The sequence below is a fragment of the Bradyrhizobium sp. SZCCHNR1015 genome, from assembly GCF_032489875.1.
Classification (GTDB): Bacteria; Pseudomonadota; Alphaproteobacteria; order Rhizobiales; family Xanthobacteraceae; genus Bradyrhizobium.
This window is the reverse complement of the sequence record NZ_JAUEYW010000014.1, coordinates 179,264-199,275: the sequence shown is the minus strand read 5'-3', so window position 1 is coordinate 199,275 and position 20,012 is coordinate 179,264. Positions and strand designations below refer to the sequence as shown.

Annotated in this window: 21 protein-coding genes; 8 read left to right on the top strand and 13 right to left on the bottom strand. The window is 67.0% G+C overall.

The window, feature by feature from the left end; genetic code table 11:
* Window positions 1-30: 30 nt before the first annotated feature.
* Entirely contained in the window at window positions 31-1,377 is a 1,347-nt protein-coding gene (locus QX128_RS24105; RefSeq protein WP_316182525.1) for a carbohydrate porin, read from the top strand.
* A 195-nt stretch (window positions 1,378-1,572) separates the two neighbouring features.
* Window positions 1,573-2,772: an adenylate/guanylate cyclase domain-containing protein gene (locus tag QX128_RS24100; RefSeq protein WP_316182526.1), complete on the top strand. Its 1,200-nt coding sequence runs from the start codon at window positions 1,573-1,575 to the stop codon at window positions 2,770-2,772.
* A gap of 32 nt (window positions 2,773-2,804) precedes the next feature.
* Here QX128_RS24100 and QX128_RS24095 read toward each other — a convergent pair whose 3' ends face one another.
* The 6 genes from QX128_RS24095 to QX128_RS24070 form a co-directional block, all read right to left on the bottom strand.
* On the bottom strand, window positions 2,805-4,004 hold the full coding sequence (locus QX128_RS24095) for a hypothetical protein (RefSeq protein ID WP_316238705.1): 1,200 nt from the start codon (window positions 4,002-4,004) through the stop codon (window positions 2,805-2,807).
* A complete protein-coding gene (locus QX128_RS24090) occupies window positions 3,940-4,347 on the bottom strand; it encodes a hypothetical protein (protein ID WP_316238704.1) in 408 nt (135 codons plus the stop codon). Before QX128_RS24090 ends, QX128_RS24095 begins: the two co-directional genes overlap by 65 nt.
* Complete coding sequence (locus tag QX128_RS24085; protein WP_316238703.1) at window positions 4,344-4,631, bottom strand: DUF3303 domain-containing protein; 288 nt, start codon at window positions 4,629-4,631, stop codon at window positions 4,344-4,346. The genes QX128_RS24090 and QX128_RS24085 overlap by 4 nt, the downstream gene beginning before the upstream one ends.
* Before the next feature lie 116 nt (window positions 4,632-4,747).
* Window positions 4,748-6,166 (bottom strand): TolC family outer membrane protein, encoded by a 1,419-nt coding sequence (locus tag QX128_RS24080; RefSeq protein WP_315804245.1) that lies wholly within the window; start codon window positions 6,164-6,166, stop codon window positions 4,748-4,750.
* A gap of 471 nt (window positions 6,167-6,637) precedes the next feature.
* A complete protein-coding gene (locus QX128_RS24075; RefSeq protein WP_315804244.1) occupies window positions 6,638-7,417 on the bottom strand; it encodes an enoyl-CoA hydratase in 780 nt (259 codons plus the stop codon).
* Between the two features lie 83 nt (window positions 7,418-7,500).
* On the bottom strand, window positions 7,501-7,890 hold the full coding sequence (locus tag QX128_RS24070) for a hypothetical protein (RefSeq protein WP_315804243.1): 390 nt from the start codon (window positions 7,888-7,890) through the stop codon (window positions 7,501-7,503).
* 336 nt (window positions 7,891-8,226) lie between these two features.
* Between QX128_RS24070 and QX128_RS24065 the strand changes: the two genes are divergently transcribed.
* Together QX128_RS24065 and QX128_RS24060 are read left to right on the top strand one after the other, a co-directional pair.
* Window positions 8,227-8,772 (top strand): sigma-70 family RNA polymerase sigma factor, encoded by a 546-nt coding sequence (locus QX128_RS24065; protein WP_315804242.1) that lies wholly within the window; start codon window positions 8,227-8,229, stop codon window positions 8,770-8,772.
* Between the two features lie 2 nt (window positions 8,773-8,774).
* On the top strand, window positions 8,775-9,413 hold the full coding sequence (locus QX128_RS24060; protein WP_316238702.1) for a DUF1109 domain-containing protein: 639 nt from the start codon (window positions 8,775-8,777) through the stop codon (window positions 9,411-9,413).
* Window positions 9,414-9,418: 5 nt separating this feature from the next.
* On the opposite strand, the gene QX128_RS24055 is transcribed toward QX128_RS24060, so the two are convergent.
* Window positions 9,419-10,528: a DUF2336 domain-containing protein gene (locus tag QX128_RS24055; RefSeq protein WP_316238701.1), complete on the bottom strand. Its 1,110-nt coding sequence runs from the start codon at window positions 10,526-10,528 to the stop codon at window positions 9,419-9,421.
* Window positions 10,525-11,688: a GGDEF domain-containing protein gene (locus QX128_RS24050; protein ID WP_315804239.1), complete on the bottom strand. Its 1,164-nt coding sequence runs from the start codon at window positions 11,686-11,688 to the stop codon at window positions 10,525-10,527. The genes QX128_RS24055 and QX128_RS24050 overlap by 4 nt, the downstream gene beginning before the upstream one ends.
* 322 nt (window positions 11,689-12,010) lie before the next feature.
* Between QX128_RS24050 and QX128_RS24045 the strand changes: the two genes are divergently transcribed.
* The 4 genes from QX128_RS24045 to QX128_RS24030 all read left to right on the top strand — a co-directional run bounded on the left by QX128_RS24045 (window position 12,011) and on the right by QX128_RS24030 (window position 16,182).
* Window positions 12,011-12,580 carry a sigma-70 family RNA polymerase sigma factor gene (locus tag QX128_RS24045; protein ID WP_008961196.1) on the top strand — a complete coding sequence of 190 codons (570 nt, stop codon included), beginning with the start codon at window positions 12,011-12,013 and terminating at the stop codon, window positions 12,578-12,580.
* On the top strand, window positions 12,577-13,413 hold the full coding sequence (locus QX128_RS24040) for a hypothetical protein (protein WP_316238700.1): 837 nt from the start codon (window positions 12,577-12,579) through the stop codon (window positions 13,411-13,413). The genes QX128_RS24045 and QX128_RS24040 overlap by 4 nt, the downstream gene beginning before the upstream one ends.
* A gap of 34 nt (window positions 13,414-13,447) precedes the next feature.
* Complete coding sequence (locus QX128_RS24035) at window positions 13,448-15,085, top strand: S8 family serine peptidase (protein ID WP_410053176.1); 1,638 nt, start codon at window positions 13,448-13,450, stop codon at window positions 15,083-15,085.
* 470 nt (window positions 15,086-15,555) lie between these two features.
* On the top strand, window positions 15,556-16,182 hold the full coding sequence (locus QX128_RS24030; protein ID WP_316238699.1) for a TIGR03809 family protein: 627 nt from the start codon (window positions 15,556-15,558) through the stop codon (window positions 16,180-16,182).
* A 4-nt stretch (window positions 16,183-16,186) separates the two neighbouring features.
* Here the strand turns inward: QX128_RS24030 and QX128_RS24025 are convergent, their stop codons facing one another.
* The 5 genes from QX128_RS24025 to QX128_RS24005 form a co-directional block, all read right to left on the bottom strand.
* Window positions 16,187-17,560 (bottom strand): TIGR03808 family TAT-translocated repetitive protein, encoded by a 1,374-nt coding sequence (locus QX128_RS24025; protein ID WP_316238698.1) that lies wholly within the window; start codon window positions 17,558-17,560, stop codon window positions 16,187-16,189.
* A 112-nt stretch (window positions 17,561-17,672) separates the two neighbouring features.
* Window positions 17,673-18,323, bottom strand: a complete 651-nt coding sequence (locus QX128_RS24020; RefSeq protein WP_316238697.1) for a pyroglutamyl-peptidase I — start codon at window positions 18,321-18,323, stop codon at window positions 17,673-17,675.
* Complete coding sequence (gene meaB / locus QX128_RS24015; protein ID WP_316238696.1) at window positions 18,320-19,303, bottom strand: methylmalonyl Co-A mutase-associated GTPase MeaB; 984 nt, start codon at window positions 19,301-19,303, stop codon at window positions 18,320-18,322. The genes QX128_RS24020 and meaB overlap by 4 nt, the downstream gene beginning before the upstream one ends.
* A 1-nt stretch (window position 19,304) precedes the next feature.
* Complete coding sequence (locus QX128_RS24010) at window positions 19,305-19,646, bottom strand: DUF86 domain-containing protein (RefSeq protein ID WP_316238695.1); 342 nt, start codon at window positions 19,644-19,646, stop codon at window positions 19,305-19,307.
* A 1-nt stretch (window position 19,647) separates the two neighbouring features.
* Complete coding sequence (locus QX128_RS24005) at window positions 19,648-19,962, bottom strand: nucleotidyltransferase family protein (protein ID WP_315804232.1); 315 nt, start codon at window positions 19,960-19,962, stop codon at window positions 19,648-19,650.
* Window positions 19,963-20,012 lie beyond the last annotated feature (50 nt).

The following is a 20,012-nucleotide window of genomic DNA, read 5'->3' as shown; positions in this document are numbered from 1 at the left end:
AGCCTGGGGACGCTGCGAGGAGCAGGAAAAATGAGTGGGTTTGCGACGACCGCACGCATGTGCGGCGTAGGGGTTGCTTTGTCTTGTTTGTTGGGCGGCGGTGCGCTCGCTGCCGATCTGCCGATGAAGGCGCCGCCGGTTCCCTATGCCGGTGTCGATGATTTCTGGACGCGGCCATATCTGTTCGGTGATCTCGGCCGGACCAGGCTGAAGGAGCAGGGCATCTCGCTCGCGCTCACGCTGGGCGACGAGGCCGTCACCAACCTGTCGGGCGGCTCGCGCAACACCGCGGCCAATGCCGGGCAATTGTGGTTCGAGGCCAAGTTCGACATGGCCAAGCTCGCCGGCATCCAGGGCGGCCTGATCGGCGTGACGCTGGTCGACCGCTTCGGCAAGAATCTCAACAGCGAAGCCGGCATTCCGGCGCTGCAGCTGACCAACGAGGTGTTCGGCCGCGGCAACATCCTGCGCCTCACCGAGTTCTACTATCAGCAGAAGCTGTTCGACGACCGCCTCGTGCTCAAGGGCGGCCGGCTGCCGGTCGGCTCCGACTTCTTCTTCGGCCAGTGCGAGTTCATCAACCTGACCTTCTGCGGCGGCCAGCCCGGCAACATCCAGGGCGGCTACATCTACAACTGGCCGGTCAGCCAGTGGGCCGGCGTCGTGCACTACAACTTCACCAAGGAGTGGAAGCTGTCGGTCGGCGTCTACGATGCCAATCCGAACTACCTGACGACGTCGGACGCCGGCGTCTACCTGGCGCCGGGCATCGCGCGCTCCAATCCGGCCTCGGGCGTCCTGGTGCCGGTGGAAGTGGTGTGGGAGCCGAGCGGTCCGCTCAACGGCACCTGGCGCTTCGGCGGCTGGTATGACAGCGCTTCGACCATCGACGGCGGTCTGCCCGGCATCACCGGGGTCTACGCCGGCGGTCCCGGCGTGGGCGATCAGAACCTCAGCAGCCAGCGCGGCCGCTACGGCTTCTACGAATCGATCCTGCAGCGGCTGACCGTCGAGGGTCCGAAGGCGCAGGGCTGGTACACCTTCCTCAACACCAGCGTGGCCGATCACCGCACGTCCTATCAGGATTACCAGATCTCCTGGGGCGTCAAGCACACCGGCACCTTCTCGTTCCGTCCCGACGACGAGGTCGGCTTCGCGGTCGGCACCACGCATGTCAACTCGGCGGCGCTGACGCCGAATGCAGGCGGCAACGAAGTGCCGATCGAAGCCTGGTATGGCTGGCAGGCGACCGGCTGGATGAACCTGAAGTTCGACGCCCAGTATGTCATCAATCCGGGCGGACGCGGCTTCAACGCCGCCGGCCTGAAGACCGGCAATGCGGTGGTGCTCGGCCTGCGGACGGTGGTGCATTTCTGAGAAGCCTGTCAGGCGAGGGGCGGATGTGCAGCATCCGTCCCTCGCTGGGCTGAGACGATGAGCCGTCCTTTGCCGACGCCGAACCTGGTGGGCCTGACCATCGGGGTAGGGGCGCGATGCGTTGGTATCGGTTGACTCTTTTGCGCTGCGACACGACATCTCCCTGGCATTGCCGCGCCGGCCCAGGAGACCGCCATGACCGCAACCGACGTCCGTCTCGCCGCCGGCCAGCGCCTGGGCGACGAGGTCGTGGACTGGCTCACCAGCGGCACCCGCGACGAACGCTTCATCGACAACATCTTCGCGCAGATGTGCATCCGCCTGCAGCGCGCCGGAATCCCGGTGAAGCGCGCGTCGCTGCACGTGCAGATCAACCATCCGCAATGGCTCGGCGCGCGCATCCTGTGGAGCGACGGGATGGAGAGCTCCGAGATCAATCGCGTCGACTATGACGTCGGCTCGCGTTCCGAGTTCATCGGCAGCCCGGTGAGCGAGGTCTACAACGGCGCCGACGAGATCCGCGAAAACCTGGCGCGTGATCCCGCGCTCGGCCGGCAGCATGGCATCTATGACGACATGCGCGCGCAGGGGCTGACCGACTATGTCGCCTGGCCGATCTTTCACACGCTCGGCAAGCGCCACTGCGTGACCTTCGCGACCGACCAGCGCGGTGGCTTCGATCATGCCGAGATCGGCGCCCTGAAGCGGCTGCTGCCGGTGCTGGCGCTGGTCAGCGAGATCCGCATCAAGAACCGGCTGGCGCGCACCCTGCTCGAGACCTATGTCGGGCCGCATGCCGGCGAGATGGTGCTGGCCGGCGCGACCCGACGCGGCAGCGGCGAGACCGTGAGCGCCGCGATCATGATCTGCGATCTCCGCGACTTCACCAAGATCTCCGACAATTGGCCGCGCGACGACGTGATCGATCTCCTCAACGGCTATTTCGACGCGATGGTCGAGCCGATCACAGAGCATGGAGGCGAGATCCTGAAGTTCATCGGCGACGGCCTGCTCGCCATCTTTCCGCTTAGCCAGCCCGGCGCCTGCGAGAACCTGCTGCACGCGGTCACCGGCGCCAGGCAGGCGATGGCGGAGCTCAACGCGCGGCATGCGGAAGGCGGCCGTGCGCCGCTGCGCTACGGCATCGGCATCCACGTCGGCGACGTCATGTACGGCAACATCGGCTCGCGCACGCGGCTGGATTTCACGGTGATCGGACCCGCGGTCAACATGGCCTCGCGCATGGAGGCGCTGACCAAGCAGGTCGGTCGTCCCGTGCTGATGTCGCGCGCCTTCGCCGAACTCGTCGAAGGCCCGTTCGCGCTCGAACGCGTCGGCGAATACCCGGTGCGCGGCTTCAACGACCCGATCGAGCTGTTTGCGTTCGAGGGGTAGGGCGTCGAGCTGTGCCGTGCTCACGGCATGGCTCAGCGGCCGAACTCGTCCTGAAGCCGCAGGAATGTCTCGGTCGGGCGATCATAGCTGACGAGCCTGACGTCGAGGTCGAAGCTGGACGCCAGCAGCAGCGCGCGGCGCAGCGCGTCCTCGATCCAGCTCTCCTCATTGCCGAACGCGCCGCCGCCGACGCTGGTGAGCAGGGCAATGTTCGAGCCGCGTGTCGCGTTGAGGACCGCCGCCCAGATCGTTGCCTCGTAGCTGGCCTCGAGGATCAGGCGGGAGAATGTCTGCCAATATCGGGGGGCAGGGGAACAGTAGGCCACGGGGAGCGCGGAGCAGAAGGCCTGCGACACTGTCGGTCGGGGCTCGCCCGCGTCGGTCAGCTCGACGTCGGAATGCAGGCCGATCCGAAGGTGTCCGCGCAATGCGTCGATCTCATCGCCATCGCTTGCGTCGAGGATGGCCGTGATGGTCTCGAGTCCGGTCCGCGTGCACAGGGCGTACCCGTTCGTCATCGCCCAAAGCTCGCCGCCGCGGGATAGACGGGACTTCAGAGCCGCCCCGACATCTGCGAGCGCGTCGAGCTGACGGTCGCGGGTCTGGCCCGATTCACCGCCGACCGGGGCAAAGTAGTTGCGGTAGATCGTTGCGGCGCCGGCGGCGATCGCGCAGGCCGGCCCCTGCGTCGGGTCATGCTGGTAGATCGTCACGCCGTCTTCCGGGGTCGCGTGGGGGCCGATCATCTCCAGCAGATTGAACTGCGAGGCGACCTGGAACAGCGCGCCGGCGAACTCCGGGACCAGATGAAGGGTGCGGACATCGCCGCTGACGAGACTCACGCCGAGCCGCCCGGTTCGACAGGCCGAGTCTTGGACCCTGGTCCGGAGCTCCGACAATTTCGGAAGCTCCAGCCGCCCGGTCTGGTAGCTCTTGCCATTGACCAGAGACGTCAGCCGTCCGTCTTTGCAGACCAGTCTGGCGCGCGTCGAGGCATAGTCGGTTTCCTTGAAGCCGGTCAGTCGTTCGAACCAGTCCACCATACCAGCCTTTCGTTTCTGCCAGCCGACCAGATGCGGCGAAACCGCCTCGGCGTCTGACGTTCGCGCGAGACGCAGTGTAGGCCATCGCAATTCGCCGCAGCAATGAACGACTCTGTCGCCGTGCCTAGAAGATTCGCAGCGGCCGCCACCAGACGAGGCTCGGCGCGAACAAGGCCACAGCGAGCGCAAATGCGCCCCCGGCAATACAGATCGTGACGATGGCGCGCGGCGACAGGCCGCGGGCCTGCGGCAGGAATGTGAGCGCCCGGACGATCGCTCCGGTGATGAAGCCCGCTCTAGCGATCGGCAGCATCGGGATGTCGAGCAGATCTTCGAGCGTACACGCGCGGCTGCAGCTGCCTTGCTCCAGCGTCCACCATTCTCGCAGGCCGCCGATCATTGTCGCCAGCGCGAGCAGCAGCGTTGCCGCCAGCAGCGCCCGCCACGATGGCATTAGCACCGCGATCGCATAGGAGATCAGGCAGACGGCGAGCATCTGCGTCAGGACGTCGAGCATCGTCGCGCGACTCAACTCTCATCCAGGAACGGCGCCACCACCTCGCGCGTCTCCGCGCTGGTGACCACCGGGACGATCTCGAAGGTCATGCCGGTGTTGCGGGCGTTGGACAGGATCCATTGCTGCAGCAGGCGGGCGTCGTTGCATTCCATCAGTTGGAAGCAGCGGTCGAAACTCGGCTCGATCCAGCTGCCGAGATATTTCAGCCCGTCGGGAAAGGTGATGCCGGGGTCGCGAACGCGACGGTAGACGGGAATCGGATCGCGGTCCTTGAAACGCTCGATCACCATGAACAGCATGCGCGCCTCCGCCTGGGTCCGGCGCAGAGTGTGGACGGAATCGAGCAGGTGTTCCAGGTCTCGCGCGTGGCCTCGCGGTCCGAAAGACCGGCTGCGGCACCGGCGGTGAGGGAGCTCTACTGTCCCGACGGCGTGCGCAGGCCGTGCCAGGCGTCGCGCACCTGATGGTAGTGAACCTCGGGCAGATAGTCCGGCGTATTCAGATTGAGGTTCTTGACGTCGAGCCGGCCGACCGCGCTGAGCAGCGTGTAGGAGGCGATGACGCGGTCGCGCTGCGCGCCGATCAGCCGCGCCTTGGCCTGGATCAGATCGGCCTGCGAGTTGAGCACGTCGACGGTGGTGCGCTGGCCGCCCTGGGCCTCGCGCGAGACGCCCTGCAGCGCGACGGTGGCGGCCTTCACCTCGGCCTCTGAGGCGCTGACGGCGACCTTGGCGCCTTCATTGGCGACCCAGGCGCTGACCGCCGCGGTGCGGGCCTGGTTGCGGACCTGGTCTAGCACGAGGCGGCTCTGCGCCGCGAGCTCCTTGCTCTGGCGGGTCTGCGACGCGGCGGTGCCGCCGTCATAGATCGGCGCGGTGACGCTGCCGACGATCGAGGCCTGGTCGGTGCCGAAGGTGCCGAGCGTCTGATCCGAATCGCGGCTGCGGCTGACATTGCCTTGCAGGGTCACGGTCGGCAGCAGCGCGCCCTCGGCGACCTTGATCGAGGTCGAGGCCACGTCGACGTCGAAGCTCGCCGCAGCCACCGCCGGATTTTCCTTGTTGCCAAGCGCAATCGCGTCCTCGCGGCTGCGCGGCAGCAGGCGATCGATCGGGTCGGCCGCGCGCAGCTGGCCCGGCGCCATGCCGATGACCTGGGCATAGGTCGCCTGGCTGATGGCGAGGTTGACCTCGGCGGCGTTGAGGTCGGACTGGCCGCGCGCCAGCCGCGCCTCGGCCTGCGAGGCGTCGGTCGGCGTGACGTCGCCGGCATTGAGGCGGCGCTGCGTGACGGAGAGCGTCTCGCGCAGGAAGGCGACGTTGGAGCGCTGCGCCTCGACCAGCGACTGGTTGGCGAGCACGTTGGTGTAGGCCGTGACGGCGTCGAGCAGCACGCCCTGACCGACATTGCGCAGCGCCTCGCGGCCCGACTGCACCTGCAACTCGGCCATGCGCACGCTGTTGGCGGTGCGGAAGCCGTTGAACAGGGTCTGCGTCACGGTCACGCCGATGGTCCAGGGCTTCAATGTCGCGGTCTGGATCGTGTTGCCGGGCAGCAGATTGCGCACGGCCTGCAGGCCGGCACCGAGGCTCGCGATCAGTTGCGGGCGATAGCCGGCGAGCGCCTGCGGCACGTTCTCGTCGGTGGCGCGCTGGCGCGCGCGCTCGGCGTTCAGCGCCGGGTTGGTCTGATAGGCTTTGACGAGCGCGGCCGCGAGATCCTCGGCGCGCGCGGGCGAGCAGGCGACGACAAAGCCGGCGGCCACGGTCAGGCCGAGGCCGAACCGCCGCGCATGCACCTTGCCGACGCCAAATTGTTTGGCTCGACCCACCATCCGACTCCGCCGCGTCTCACTGTCTTAACCAGTTGTTTACCTGTTTACGGCGGATGGCGGCCACACACAAACCGCGGATATGGAATCCGGCGGGCTTTTCCATGGTTTGTTGTGGCGCTCTCGCCACAGGCCGTTTGTCAGGCGCTTGCGCGACGGTCGTGCGGTAGGCCGGTGGGTGGGCGTGCGCGGACGACAGCGCACGGGCGCACCGCGAATCGCGTCGGTGATATGCGAGTAACTCGCGGCTCGCTCGGTCTACCTCGCGCCGCTTGCGGGGGGAGGTCGAATGGCATCGCGGATGCCATTCGGGTGAGGGGGGACAGGTCCAACGACGTACGCTTCCCGAGCGTCTGCCCTCATCCCAACGCTCACCCCGTGAAGAACGGGGTGAGGGAGCGCACCGCGTCCACGGCTATCGATGAACTGACTTCGAAAAATATCAACTCAGTCGAACTGAGCGCACTGCCAATCTCACCGGTTCTTGTTCACCGGCTTGCGCTTCTCGATGAACGCGGCCATGCCCTCGGCGCGGTCTTCCAGCGCGAAGGTGGCGTGGAACAGGTTGCGCTCGACATTCATGCCTTCGGACAGCGGGGTCTCGAAGGCGCGGTTGACGGCCTCCTTGGCCATCGCCGCAGCCGGGCGCGACATCGATGCGATCTTCTCCGCCGCGGCCATCACCTCGTCCATCAATTTGTCGGCCGGCACGATGCGGCTGACGAGGCCGGAGCGTTCGGCCTCGGCCGCATCCATCATGCGGCCGGTGAGGCAGAGGTCCATCGCCTTGGCCTTGCCGATCGCGCGCGTCAGGCGCTGGGTGCCGCCAATGCCCGGGATGGTGCCGAGCGTGATCTCGGGCTGGCCGAATTTGGCGGTGTCGGCGGCGATGATGAAGTCGCACATCATCGCGAGCTCGCAGCCGCCGCCGAGCGCATAGCCCGAAACCGCAGCGATCGTCGGCTTGCGGCAGCGCGCGACGCGGTCGCCGCCGATCGCGGTGAAGTCGCTCGAGAACATGTCGATGAAGCTCTTGGGCTGCATCTCCTTGATGTCGGCGCCGGCGGCGAACGCCTTCTCGCTGCCGGTGATCACGATGCAGCCGATGGCATCGTCGGCCTCGAGATCGTCGACGGCTGCGGCGATCTCGCGGAAGACGCCGAACGACAGCGCGTTGAGCATCTTCGGCCGGTTCAGGGTGATGATTCCGACCGCGCCTTTGCCTTCGACGATGATGTGCTCGTAAACGCTCATGATCCCACCCCGCAAATCAAAACAGCGGGCAATGTGCCCGCTGGATCGTTACGCATCAAGTAGGTGGGGCGCCGCGCGGCGCCTCAGATCATGAACATCCGCGCCGCCGAGCCCAGGGTGAGCAGGGTGCCGCAGGCGATGAAGATCTTGCCGATGATCGAGGCCTTGTCCCAGCCGGAGCTGTCGTCATTGCTGACCGTGACCATGTTCACGGTGACGTCCGAGGCCGCCGGCGCATCGCTCGGCGCGGCGTCGGCCGATTCCGCGGCAGGCGCGGCCTGAGCCTGGGCCTCGGCCGGCATCGGCGCCGGGAATCCGTCCTGCTTCGCTGCCGGGGCGCTCTCGGCCCCCACCGGCAGGAACGGACTGTAGCTCTGCTGTTCGGCCGCGCGCGCCAATCCAGTGCCAACGAGGCCCAGAACGAACGCGGCGGCAATGATCAATGCTGAACGTCCACTGGCTTGGATCGTCATCGTCGGCTTCTCCCCATCCCGCCAGCCCAAGCCGGAGTGAGACCCCGACAGATGTCGAGAACGGGGCAGAAAATGGGTATCTTCCTGCCGCTCACGGCAAAAGCTGGGCGGCGCCGCACTTTGCGACGCGGCCCATTAAACCTGATCATGCACCTTTCGATTCGGTGCTATGGAGCGGCTCCAAGGAACTGTTCCAAGACTTGCCCGGTGGCGTGCTCTCGGTGTGGCGTAACTCGGATGCTTCCGAGGCCAATGTCCGCATCACGAATTAGTGATCATTATGCCGCGAGAGTAACAAGCTGACGATTCGGGCGAATTGCTGGGGGTGGAGCGGAATTGCGGGAGCGTGACGACGAGTGGACGGGCTGGATGCGCCAGGCCGTCGCCGGTGACGACGAGGCCTATCATCGCCTGCTGAGGGCGGTCACGCCGGTGTTGCGCGCAGCATCACGGCGCGGGCTGGCGCGCGCCGGCCAGCCCCCCGACCAGGCCGAGGACATCGTGCAGGAAATTCTGTTGGCGGTTCATCTCAAGCGGCACACCTGGGACGTCGATGCGCCGTTCGCGCCCTGGCTGTTCGCGATCGCGCGCAACAAGCTGATCGACATGCTGCGCCGGCGCGGCCGCCGGGTGTTCGTCGACATCGACGATTTCTCGGAGACGCTGGCCGACGAGCCGCCGGCACCCACCGTCTCGGCCGGCGAGGTCGAGGCGCAGCTGAAGACGTTGCCGCAGCGTCAGCGCGACGTGCTGCAGTCGATCGCGGTCGAGGCCGCCTCGATCAAGCAGACCGCGGAAAAGTTTTCGATGAGCGAGGGCGCGGTGCGGGTGGCGCTGCACCGGGCACTCGCAAGCCTCACGGCCAAGCTACGGGATACCTGACCATGGACACCGATCAGCTCATCCGCACCCTCGCGGCCGACAATGCGCAACGCGCGCAGCCGGTCGGCATCGTCCTGGCGCTGGCCCTGATGGCGGCAACGCCGGTCTCGACCGCGATGCTGCTCATCGGCCTCGGCGTGCGGCCGGACATCTGGCTCGCGGTGCGCAATCCGTTCTTCGACCTGAAGTTCGTCGTCACCACGGCGCTGGCGATCCCGGCGCTGATCATCAGCCTGCACCTGTCGCGCCCCGAGGCCTCGCTGCAGGGCTTGAGCTGGCTCCTGATCGCGCCGATCGTGGTCCTCGTCGGCGGCATGGCGGCGGAGATGATGCTGCCGCAGCGCACGCCGATGATGGCGCGGCTGGTCGGCCACAATTCGATGGTGTGCATGAGCGCCATCCCCGTGCTGTCGCTGCCGCTGCTGGGCGCGGCGCTGTTCGGCCTGCGCCATGGCGCGCCGTCGCGTCCGGCGATGACCGGCGCGATCGCCGGGCTGGTCTCGGCGGGCATCGCGGCGACGCTCTATGCCGCGCATTGCACCGACGATTCGCCGCTGTTCGTGGCCACCTGGTACACGGTGGCGGCGCTGATCGTGGCCGGGCTCGGCGCGCTCATCGGCGCGAGGGTGCTGCGCTATTGAGCGCGCTACGCCTGCACCGGCGTCGCGGCGTCCTGCACGCGATGGAAGCGCAGCACCTGCTGCGCGGTGGACCGCCGGAGCCGTTCATAGGTGGCCTTGCAGGCGTCGAGATCGGCGATCGCGGTGGTGGCGAGCTCATCGCGCATCAGGATGATCGACTTCACCGTCGGCCATGACAGGCCTGCGACCTTGGCGAGGATCATGACGCCCTCGGCGCGGCTTTCGATCATGATGCTCTCGGCGACCGCGACCGGCACGTTGGCCATGGCCGCAAGCGCCGCATTGGCCTCGTCGAACTTGCGCTGCTCGGTGAACTGCACGACGAGACGGTCGTCGAGCCGGCCCTCGGCATGCAGCGAGCGCACCAGCGCGTGCGCGATCTCGGTCTGGCTGGTCAGCGCCACCGCGCTCGATCGCGCCCGCCGGCCCGCCATGCGCACTGCCGAGGGGACCTCCTGCGCGAGCTTCGGATTTGCCGCCTCGAGCCGCGTGCGGACCGTGGCCGACGCCTTGGCGACCAGCTTCAGATAGAGGTGGCGCGGCAGATTGGGCCGCATGGCGAGGCAGGCGGCGAGGTTTTCGTCCAGCGCGGCGCGATCGACCAGCGTGTCGAGGCTGGCCTCCGAGACGTCGGCGCCGGGATTGCTGACGGTGCTGTGAACGACCTCGTCGTTGCCGCGCCTGAGCAGGATGTCGGTGACGGCGCGGCTGAGCACGCGCCGGAGCGAGATCGCGAGCAGATGCGCCTGGCTCTTGGTCTCGGCTGTGCGGATCAGCGCGGCCTCATCGAGCCGGTCGGACTTCGACAGCACGGGACCTGCGACATCGATGGCGTCGTCATCGGCCAGCCGGTGCAGCGTCCGCGGCGGCGCCGACGCCAGCGGCGCCAGCCGCCGCGCGAGCAGGGCGCGGGCCGAGATCTCGATGTGCTCGACCAGGCATTCGAACACGTCGTCGAACAGCGCGACCTGATCATCGGCGAAGTCCCTCGCGCCGTCGACGAACAGGTCCGTCACCTTGCGCAGGGTCTCGACCCGCCGGGCGACGGTGCCGTGCGCGAGCGTGTCCTCGAGCTCGTCGAGCAGGCTTTCGTTCGGGGCGGGTTTCGGGGTCATGCCGGGATGGCGCAGGCGCTGGTGACGCGATTGCGGCCCTGCGCCTTCGAGTCGTAGAGCGCACGATCGGCCCGGGCGAGCAGCGAATCGGCGGTCTCGTCGCCGCGCGGGGTGGCCACGCCGGCCGAGAACGTGACCTGCAGGCCGGTCGAAAACGCGCTCCAGTCGAGGCCGGCGATGATCTGGCGCAATCGTTCGGCGAGCCGCGCCGCGGCGTCGGCCGGCGCGCCCGGCAGCACCAGCAGGAATTCCTCGCCGCCGTAGCGGCCGAAGCGGTCGCTGCCGCGAATGTTGGCGAAGATGGTGATGGCGAAGGTGCGCAGCACATCGTCGCCGGTCGGATGGCCATGCGTGTCGTTGATGCGTTTGAACCAGTCGAGATCGATCAGCACCACCGAGCAAGGCTGGCCGCCCTGCTGCGCCTGCGCCATCTCCTCGTCCAGCACATGCATGATCGAGTGCCGGTTCAGCGCGCCGGTGAGCTCGTCGAGCTCGGCCAGCTCCTCGATGCGGCGATAGGCTTCCTTGAGCTTCTGTCCGCGCTGGTACAGCGTCTCGCGCAGCGCGCTGGAGAAGATGCCGAGGAACATGCAGCAGGCGATGGTGAGCAGGAAGACCAGCAGCGTCGCGAGCCGCTCGAGGCCGCTGCCGTGCGGCATGCCGAGCGGCTTGTCGGTGAGCAGGAACAATCCCGCCAGGCCGATCGCGAGGAACGTCCAGCAGATCGCGCTCTGGCGCGGCGTCGCCCGCAGCGAGGCAAAGGCGACGACGATGTACAGCGTGCATAGGAACAGGATGCTGACTTCGGGCGCGATGTAGCAGAACGCGACCGTGAGCATCATGCTGGCGAGCGATTGCGGCACCACGAGGTAGTGGTCGCGGAAACGGTCGTTGAAACCGCTCTCCGACAGGACGGTCCACAGCGCGACGGTGAGAATGCCGATCGCTGCGTAGGCTGGCGCGATCGTGACCGGGACGGTTCCCGCCTGGGCGTAGATCAGCAGGATGACGGCATCGATCAGGTAGCATCCGGCGACCAGCGCCAGCATCTGCCGGCGCCGTCCGGCTCGACGCGCGCGCAGGTCGCTGGACGGAGACGGCTGCGCGTCCCCGGCCTCAGCGATATCAGGACTGGGAAAAGGCGGTGCCGTCGTGCCCATGTGCTCGCGATTCTTCGTCGTTGGCTTAATATCTACGTGGGAAAGCATTTAACTTTGGTATCTATGGGCATGGACGAAGAGGCCGCCGCCGTGGTGCTGCGACGGGGAATCTACGGCTTTCAGGGCGGGTAGTTGGCGGGAACGGGCGGAACATGGTAGGCGGGAACCCGCTGGTCGCGATCGACCTGGGCGCTGCAGCGAAATCTGCAAGTCTGTGCGCCAACTCACATTTCGGGACGTATCTTTCCGGTATTTTGAAGATTTTTGCGGTTGTGTTCGAACCGCGACGTCAATCCTCCAGACCAATCTTGCGAGACGGCCATTGAGCGTGACAGCAGCGGCGTCAGATGAAACCCTGATTGCCCGGATCGCTCAAGGCGACCGGCTCGCCATGCAGGTGCTGTACGGACGGCACCATGTCAGGGTGTACCGTTTCGGGCTCCGGCTCGTGCGGGACGAGCAGGTCGCGGAAGACCTCATCAGCGAGGTCTTTCTCGACGTGTGGCGTCAGGCCGGCAAGTTCGAAGGCCGTTCTGCCGTCTCCACCTGGCTCCTGGCGATCACGCGGTTCAAGGCCCTGTCGGCACTTCGGCGCCGGAAGGACGTTGAGCTGGAAGACGAGGCCGCGAACGCGATCGAGGATACGTCCGACGATCCGGAGGTCGCGGTCCAGAAGAAGAATACCGGCGAAGCATTGCGCAAGTGCCTGACGGCGCTTTCGCCTGATCACCGGGAGATCGTCGATCTCGTCTACTACCACGAGAAGTCCGTGGAGGAGGTGGCCGAGATCGTCGGAATTCCGGAGAACACCGTCAAGACGCGCCTGTTCTATGCGCGCAAGAAATTGGCCGAACTCCTGAAAGCGGCCGGCATTGAGAGAGGCTGGCCATGATGGCTTTGAGCAAGATGCTGGAGCAAGAGCCCGGAGAGATCGAACTCCTGCTGCCGTGGTATGCCGCCGGCACGCTGAATGCGCGCGACATGCGCAGGGTCGAGGAGGCTCTCGCCACCGATGCCGATCTCGCCAGGCAGTATGCGGAAATCCAGAAGGAATATGCCGAGACCATCGCGCTGAACGAAAGCCTCGGCGCGCCGTCGATGCGTGCGATGCAGAAGCTGTTCGCGGCGATCGAGGCGGATCCGGTGCAGAAGCCTGCCGCGCCGCGCGGCTTCAGCGCGCGGCTGATGGATTTCTTCGACAGCCTGTCGCCGCGGACCTTGGCGTGGACCGTCAGCCTCGGCGCGCTGCTGGTGCTGGCGCAGGCCGGCGTGATCGGCGCCGTGCTGATGCGCTCGCAGACCGCGACCTATCAGACCGCCTCGGTCCAGGACAAGACCGCAGCGCCCGAGCCCGCGAGCAAGCCGATGGCCGCGCCGCCGAGCGCCGCGGCGCCGGCCCCGGCGGATCGGGCGCCCGAGAGCATGACGCGTTCGCGGATGGCCGAAGCACCTGCCCCGGCCGCACCGCTGATCCGCGGCCTTGGACCGCAGATCGCCGGATCGACCGCGCCAGCCTATGCACTGGTGCGGTTCGCGCCGGAGGCGCGCATGGCCGACATCTCGGCGTTGCTCGACAACTATCAGGCCTCGATCGTCGAGGGCGCCAAGGGCGGCCTGTTCAAGCTGCAACTCGGCGACCGGCCGTTGTCGAAGGCTGAGGCCGACAGCCTGATCGGCCGTCTGGCGCGGGAAAAGATCGTCAGCCTCGCGGTGGCCGCGCAATAGGCCCGCGCCGTCCGAAATTCATTCGGAGGCTCCCATGTCGTCCACTTCGCCGCTCAACTTCGCCAGGTCGGTCGCGATGCTGATTGCCGTCGCATTGCCTGCCTTCGCGATTGGCGATCTCAGCGCCCACGCTCAGGCGATGATGCGCTCGCCCAATATCAACATTCCGAGCCGGGTGCCGAGCATCAACCCGGGCACCGCGATGCGTGCGCCGCCGCCCACCGGGATGGCCCTGCGCCCAATCTTGCCCAATGCGCGATTGGCACCGCACCTGCAGGCGTCCTGCGACCCGGTGGATCGCAGCGCCTCGGGCGAATGTCTCGACCGCCCGTCGGCGACGGGGCACGGGCAGGGCCGGCGAACCCAGGGAAAATCGGACAAGGGCAGCTCCGCCAAGGTGACGCAGCGGCGCGAGCCGAAGGCTGCGGCCGCGGTCGATCTGCGGACCATCGCCAACGAGATCGTCGCCGAAATCGATGACTCTCTCTCGACCGACCAGGCCGACGCGCTGGCGCGTCGCCATGGCCTGCAGCGCATCGGCTCGCAGCGCTTTCCGCTGATCGGCGCCACCATCGGTCTGTTCAGGATCACCGATCGCCGCTCGGTGCAGGCGGTCAGCCGTGCGCTCGCGGCAGATGCCAGGGTGCGTTCGGTGCAGCCGAACTACCGCTATACGCTGCAGCAGCAGAACGCAGCCCCCGTCGAGGGCGATCCGGCGCAATACGCGCTGGCGAAGCTGCGGCTGCCGGAAGCGCACAGGCTGGCCCAGGGCTCCAACGTCACCATCGCTGTGATCGATTCCGGGGTCGATCTCAGGCACCCCGAATTCGCCGACGCGTCGTTCGACGTGTTCGACGCGCTCGGCGGCGACGAGGGGCCGGATGTGCATGGCACCGGTATCGCCGGCGTGATCGTGTCGCACAAGCGGTTGATGGGTAGCGCGCCCTATGCACGCATCATCGCCATCCGCGCCTTCGGCATGGCCAAGAAAGGCGGCGGGCCGGAAAGCAGCTCCTACGTGATCCTGAAGGCGCTGGACTACGCGGCCCTGCACGGCGCCCAGATCGTCAACATGAGCTTCGCCGGCCCGAAGGATGCGGTGATCGAGCGCGCGATCGCGGCCGTCGCTGCCAAGGGCGTCGTGATGGTCGCGGCCGCCGGCAATGCCGGCGCCAAGTCGCCGCCGCTCTATCCCGCGGGCAATCCGAACGTCATCGCCGTCAGCGCCACCGACGACAGGGACCAGCTGCTGCCGGCGTCGAACCGCGGCAACTACATCGCGCTGGCCGCGCCCGGCGCCGGGATATTCCTGCCGGCGCCGGATGGCAAATATCAGATCATCTCGGGCACCTCGTTTTCCGCGGCCTATGTCAGCGGGCTTGCGGCGCTGGTGCTGGAGCGCAATCCGGCGCTGAAGCCCGAGACGGTGCGGACCGTGCTGACGCGCACCGCGCGCGATCTCGGCACGCCCGGACGTGACGATCTGTTCGGAGCAGGGGAGGCGGACGCCCTCGCGGCGGTCCAGGCCGTGGTCTCGCCGCAGGATGCGCCTGCTGCTGCGGCGCCGTCCGCGGGGCTGCAAGCGGAGCCGGCACCGGCCCGCGAGTTGCGCCCGGCCGCGGTGACCGAAGCATCTCCGGCCGGCGATGCGCTTCGGCCCGCGCAGCAATGACGCCAACGTTTTCGTGAACGTTCCGAAATTCTCCTGCTCGCTTTGAACGTGCAGCGGGGCGGTCACGACAGAAAGCATGTGGGAGCGGTGATCCCCTCCCCAAGGCTATATACGGCGCGAGCGCCCATCCACCCCAAGCGCCAATATGGCTCGACCCGTCCGGTTGTCCCCCCGGACGGGTCTTTCATTTTTGAGCGAGGTCGAAGCCCGGCAACGTCGATATCCGGCAGTGTCTCGCGCCCCTGAGGGGAACATCTTTGGGTTGTTTAGGGATGCCGTTGGTCGCGTTCGTATTGCCGCGCCTGGCCAAAGCCCGAAAAAACACGGACAAAATTTCCGCACGACTACGGTTTGGCCGCCAAACAACATGGCATTAGCTAGACTTTGTTAACCTTTTCCACAAAATATTCACGTCACGTTGCGTTGATTCGTGCCGAGTGCGTCCGTCCCCTTCTCTCACGGGCTCCCCTATGACACATCGACCGGACGTGGCTTGTAGCCGCGAACTGGCTGCGCGCTGGTGCGCGCTTGCCGAACGGCGCCTCGACCATCTCACCGAGCTGTTCGATAGCGGCCGCTGGCGCCGCTACTACACCGAGCAGTCGTTTCTCGACGATCTCCGGCACGCCAAGGCTGCGGTGCAGACCTGGCAGGCCCTGTCCCGCGCCGAACCCGAGAGGGTGAGCATCGTGCCGAGTCAGAGGCCGGTCCCGGTGTTGGCCGCGCCACCGGCTCCCGTGCGTCTCGCCGAGCCGGAGCCGATCGCGCGCCGCCCCATTGACGTCCATCCGCACGAGCACCGGCCGATCGCGCTGCCGCGCTCGCTCGAAACCATCCTCGCGGCGTCCGAGATCATCGTCGAGTCCGAGGTCGAACTCGGCACAGAGGATCTGGAGCCCCATGAGGTTATCGAACCGGACCATGTCGCCGCAGACGACCTCGCCGCGGAACTGACCCTCGCGGCGCCGCGTATCGACATGTCGGCGCTGGAGCAGGCCTTGAGCATCGGCATCGAATCCGATGCGGAGTATGACGAGCCCGTTGTCGATCTCGACGCCATCGAGCGCCGCTATCCGGCGCTGGCGGTCGCGTACTAGTTTCTCATCGTGTGACGGCGTTGCCGTTGACGGTCAGCTGCGCAAAGTGCTGCGCGCCGTCCTGCGTCAGGTCCGAGGTGACCGGCTTGATGTGATCGAGCCCGATCACGGCGCCGCGCGGCGTGCCGGAGATCATGTTGTTGCTGACCATGGCCGTGCCCGCGCCTGGGACGACCGACACGCCGACGCCCGCCAGCGCATTGCGAATGACGTTGCCGGAGATCACGACGTCACGGAGATAGCGGCCCCAGCCGGCGACGATGCCGTAGGACGGCGCGTTCTCGACCACGTTGCCGGTCACCGCGGAGTCCGCCTCGACATAGATGCCGATGCCGGCATCGTCGTCAGGCGCTGTGCCGATCGGTCGCTTCGGGATCAGGTTGCGGATGATGTTGCCCTGGACCACGGCGATGCGGCCGCCTTCGTTGAAGTTGCAGACGGAGACGCCGAAGGCGGCGCCGTCCACCGTATTGCCCGAAATCACGGCACCTTCGAACGCGAACTCCGAGTAGAGCGCGACCTCGCGCACGTCGCTGACGCTGTTGCCGACGATCTGGATGTTCGAGGCCGAGTTGCCGCGCACCGCCGAGTAGTCGCAATTCCTGATGCGGTTGCCACTGATGATGACGTTGCCGGCGCGAAAGGCGTTGATGGCATTGCCGTACTGGCCCGAGCCGCCGGGGCCGGCCTTGATGTCCGCGATGAAGTTGTCGAGCACCATGGTGCCGTCGTCGCCGATCGCGGTGCGCAGGATCTCGATGCCGTTGTCGCGCGTGCCCTTGATGGTGTTGCGCGACACGATCAGGCCGAGGGCATCGAACGACACGATCGCGGTGACGGCGACGTCGGTCAGGACGTTGCCGCTGACATCGCCGGAGACCTGCTCGAGCCAGATGCCGCTGCCGCCGGAGCGCGTGACCTTGCAGTCCTGGACCCTGACATCGTTGCCGGCTGCAACGTGAAGCAGGCCGCGCCGCTGGGGCAGGGCGATGCCGCCGCCGTCGAGCGCGATGCCGCTGATACCGAGGCCATCGGCGCCTTCTGCCGAGAGCAGCGACGGGCCGCCGCCGGTGAACACGAGCTTCGTGGCGCCGCGGACGCCGACCAACTGGCTGCCTTTGGCGAGCCTGAGCATCGAGGTCCGGTAGGTGCCCGGCGGCAGCGCCAGCGGCGCCTGCGCCCGCGCCGCCTCGTCGATCGCGCGCTGCAGGGCACGGGTCTGGTCATCCGGGCTGTTGGGCTTGACGCCAAATTGGGTGGCGTCGCGGCCGAGCGTGGAGATCAGCGGGACAGCCTGCGCCGGTTCACTCGGCAGCGCCAGCACGGCGGCAGCGGCGGCCGCTGAAGTCCCGAGCAGGTTGCGGCGGTTGACGTCCATGATGTCAGGCTCGCGTTGGTCAGTTCTCGCTTGCCGAGATAACGCAAAAGCGCTCACGGCCGGCTTGGTCGGACGGTCGCAGCGGCTGTTTGTTGCGGGTAGGGTTAAATCTTTACGCTCGGCCTCGATGCCGCGCCAGCTTCACCAGCTCCATCAGCATGGCTTCGCCGGCATCGACCAGCGCGTCCAGCGTGATGCGGGGGCTGCCTTGTGGCAGTACCGTGCCGGAGCGCGGCAGCGGCGGGATGTGGATGAAGGCGGCGAGCCGCGGGCCGTCGGCGGCCCTGGTCGCCTCGATCGCGCGCCAGCTCAGATAGTTGCAAAGATAGCTGCCGGCATCGCGCGAAGCCCGCGCATCGATGCCGGTAGCGCGTGCCGCGCGCAGCAGTCGCGACATGTGCGGGCCGAAGGAGATCGGATGCGCGCCCGGGACGATCAGGCCCTTGCGCGCGACGTGGCGGTCGGCATCGGGAAAGGTGGTGGTGACCGCGTTGCGGGCACGGGTCTCGATCCGCAGATAGGATGTTCGTCCCGCGAGGCCGAACATCAACAGCGCATGCGGGCGCCGCTCGGCGATCAATGCGGGCAGCTCGCGATCGACGGTATCGTAGGTCACGTGAAAGATGTGGCTGGAGATGTCGACATCAGCCAGCGCCGGGCGCCGCAGCGCCGCGAGCCGTTTCACCAGCGGCATGGTCGGGTTGGACGGCGCGCCGGGAAACGGGCCGAATCCGGTGATCAGGAGGCGCAGCCGCTCGGTCAATTCAGCATCTCCGCAAGCTGCTCGGCGGCCAGCGCCGGCGCGACGCGGCCCTCGGCAACGTCGGTCTCCAGCTTCTTCACTTTCGTACGAATGGAGGGGTCGGTGCGCAGCCGGGCCATCAGGCGCTGCTCCAGCATGGTCCACATCCATTTCACCTGCTGGTCGCGGCGGCGCGCGGCGAACTCGCCGGACGCGACCATCGCCTTGCGATGATCGATCACCTTCTGCCACAGCTCGGCGATGCCCGTGCCTGATATCGCGGAGTAGGTGACGACCGGCGGATGCCAGTGCTCGGAGCGCGGGCTGAGCAGATGCAGCGCGCCGCGATAGTCGGCGGCGGTGATGTTGGCGCGCTTGATGTTGTCGCCATCTGCCTTGTTGATCGCGATCATGTCGGCGAGCTCGACCAGGCCCTTCTTGATGCCCTGCAGCTCGTCGCCGCCGCCGGGCAGCATCAGCGCAAGGAAAAAGTCGGTCATGTCGCAGACCGCGGTCTCGGACTGGCCGATGCCGACGGTCTCGACCAGGATCACGTCGAAGCCCGCAGCCTCGCACAGCAGCATCGCCTCGCGCGTCTTGGCGGCGACGCCGCCGAGCGTGCCGGAGGAGGGCGAGGGGCGGATGAAGGCGTGCTCGTGATGGGACAATCGCGCCATCCGCGTCTTGTCGCCGAGGATCGAACCGCCGGTGCGCGCGGAGGACGGGTCGACCGCGAGCACCGCGACCTTGTGGCCCTGTCCGATCAGGTACATGCCGAGCGCATCGATCGTGGTCGACTTGCCGACGCCGGGCGAGCCGGTGATGCCGACGCGGATCGCGTGCCCCGTCTGCGGCAGCAGTGCCTGCACCAGCTCGCGCGCGGCGGCCTGGTGGTCGGCACGGCGGCTCTCGACCAGCGTGATCGCGCGCGCCAGCGCGGCGCGGCTGCCGGCGCGGAGCGCATCGGCCAATGAGGTGGTGTCGGTGCCCCGCGAGATCATTCTACTTCAAGTCGGTGAGCTTGCCGCTGACGAACGTTTTCAAAGCCGGAAGCTCACCGGCGACGACATCCCAAACGACGGCAACGTCGGTGGTGTGATAGGCATGCCGCAGCAGGTTTCCGAAGTCGATCATTTTCCGCCAGTGGATAGTCGGACTCTCGCTCTTGATGCTGTCGGGAATGTTGCGGGAGGCCTCGTAAATGATCTCGAGCAGGCGCTCTGTCGCCAGGCGCAACAGGCGGTCAGAGCTGAAGGCCGCGAGATCGGCACCGGCGACAAGCTGTTCGATTTCCGCAATGGCTTCGGCAATGTCCCGTAGCCGGTCTTCGACGGTCGGAGGCACCTCAAAACACCTCGATCAGGTCATCAGCAATTCGATCGGCGATCCGCCGCTTCAACAGCGCCCGTTGCGTGATCTGGACGCGCAGTCCGATGTCGTCCTCGATAAGGTGCTGGGCCTTGAAGTGATCGAACGCGGGAGGGAGTCCGGGGGGCGTGGTTTCCACGAGAACGTCGAGGTCGCTGTCAGGACGGGAGTCGCCGCGCGCACGCGAACCGAACAGCGACAGTCGCGTGATGCCGGCCTTTCGCAGGGCCGGCGCAAGGGCCTGCAGCCGGCCGATGATCGTCATGAGGCGAATGTCAGCGACGTCGTTCATGAGAACAGTCTAGCATATCCAGCCATCGGCTGCACGGCCGCCGGTTGGCT

Coding starts and splice junctions, on each gene's coding strand:
- QX128_RS24105 (WP_316182525.1), top strand. CDS start 31: ATGAGTGGGTTTGCGACGACCGCACGCATGTGCGGCGTAGGGGTTGCT.
- QX128_RS24100 (WP_316182526.1), top strand. CDS start 1,573: ATGACCGCAACCGACGTCCGTCTCGCCGCCGGCCAGCGCCTGGGCGAC.
- QX128_RS24085 (WP_316238703.1), bottom strand. CDS start 4,631: ATGCTGTTCATGGTGATCGAGCGTTTCAAGGACCGCGATCCGATTCCC.
- QX128_RS24080 (WP_315804245.1), bottom strand. CDS start 6,166: ATGGTGGGTCGAGCCAAACAATTTGGCGTCGGCAAGGTGCATGCGCGG.
- QX128_RS24075 (WP_315804244.1), bottom strand. CDS start 7,417: ATGAGCGTTTACGAGCACATCATCGTCGAAGGCAAAGGCGCGGTCGGA.
- QX128_RS24070 (WP_315804243.1), bottom strand. CDS start 7,890: ATGACGATCCAAGCCAGTGGACGTTCAGCATTGATCATTGCCGCCGCG.
- QX128_RS24060 (WP_316238702.1), top strand. CDS start 8,775: ATGGACACCGATCAGCTCATCCGCACCCTCGCGGCCGACAATGCGCAA.
- QX128_RS24055 (WP_316238701.1), bottom strand. CDS start 10,528: ATGACCCCGAAACCCGCCCCGAACGAAAGCCTGCTCGACGAGCTCGAG.
- QX128_RS24050 (WP_315804239.1), bottom strand. CDS start 11,688: ATGGGCACGACGGCACCGCCTTTTCCCAGTCCTGATATCGCTGAGGCC.
- QX128_RS24040 (WP_316238700.1), top strand. CDS start 12,577: ATGATGGCTTTGAGCAAGATGCTGGAGCAAGAGCCCGGAGAGATCGAA.
- QX128_RS24035 (WP_410053176.1), top strand. CDS start 13,448: ATGTCGTCCACTTCGCCGCTCAACTTCGCCAGGTCGGTCGCGATGCTG.
- QX128_RS24030 (WP_316238699.1), top strand. CDS start 15,556: ATGACACATCGACCGGACGTGGCTTGTAGCCGCGAACTGGCTGCGCGC.
- QX128_RS24025 (WP_316238698.1), bottom strand. CDS start 17,560: ATGGACGTCAACCGCCGCAACCTGCTCGGGACTTCAGCGGCCGCCGCT.
- meaB (WP_316238696.1), bottom strand. CDS start 19,303: ATGATCTCGCGGGGCACCGACACCACCTCATTGGCCGATGCGCTCCGC.
- QX128_RS24005 (WP_315804232.1), bottom strand. CDS start 19,962: ATGAACGACGTCGCTGACATTCGCCTCATGACGATCATCGGCCGGCTG.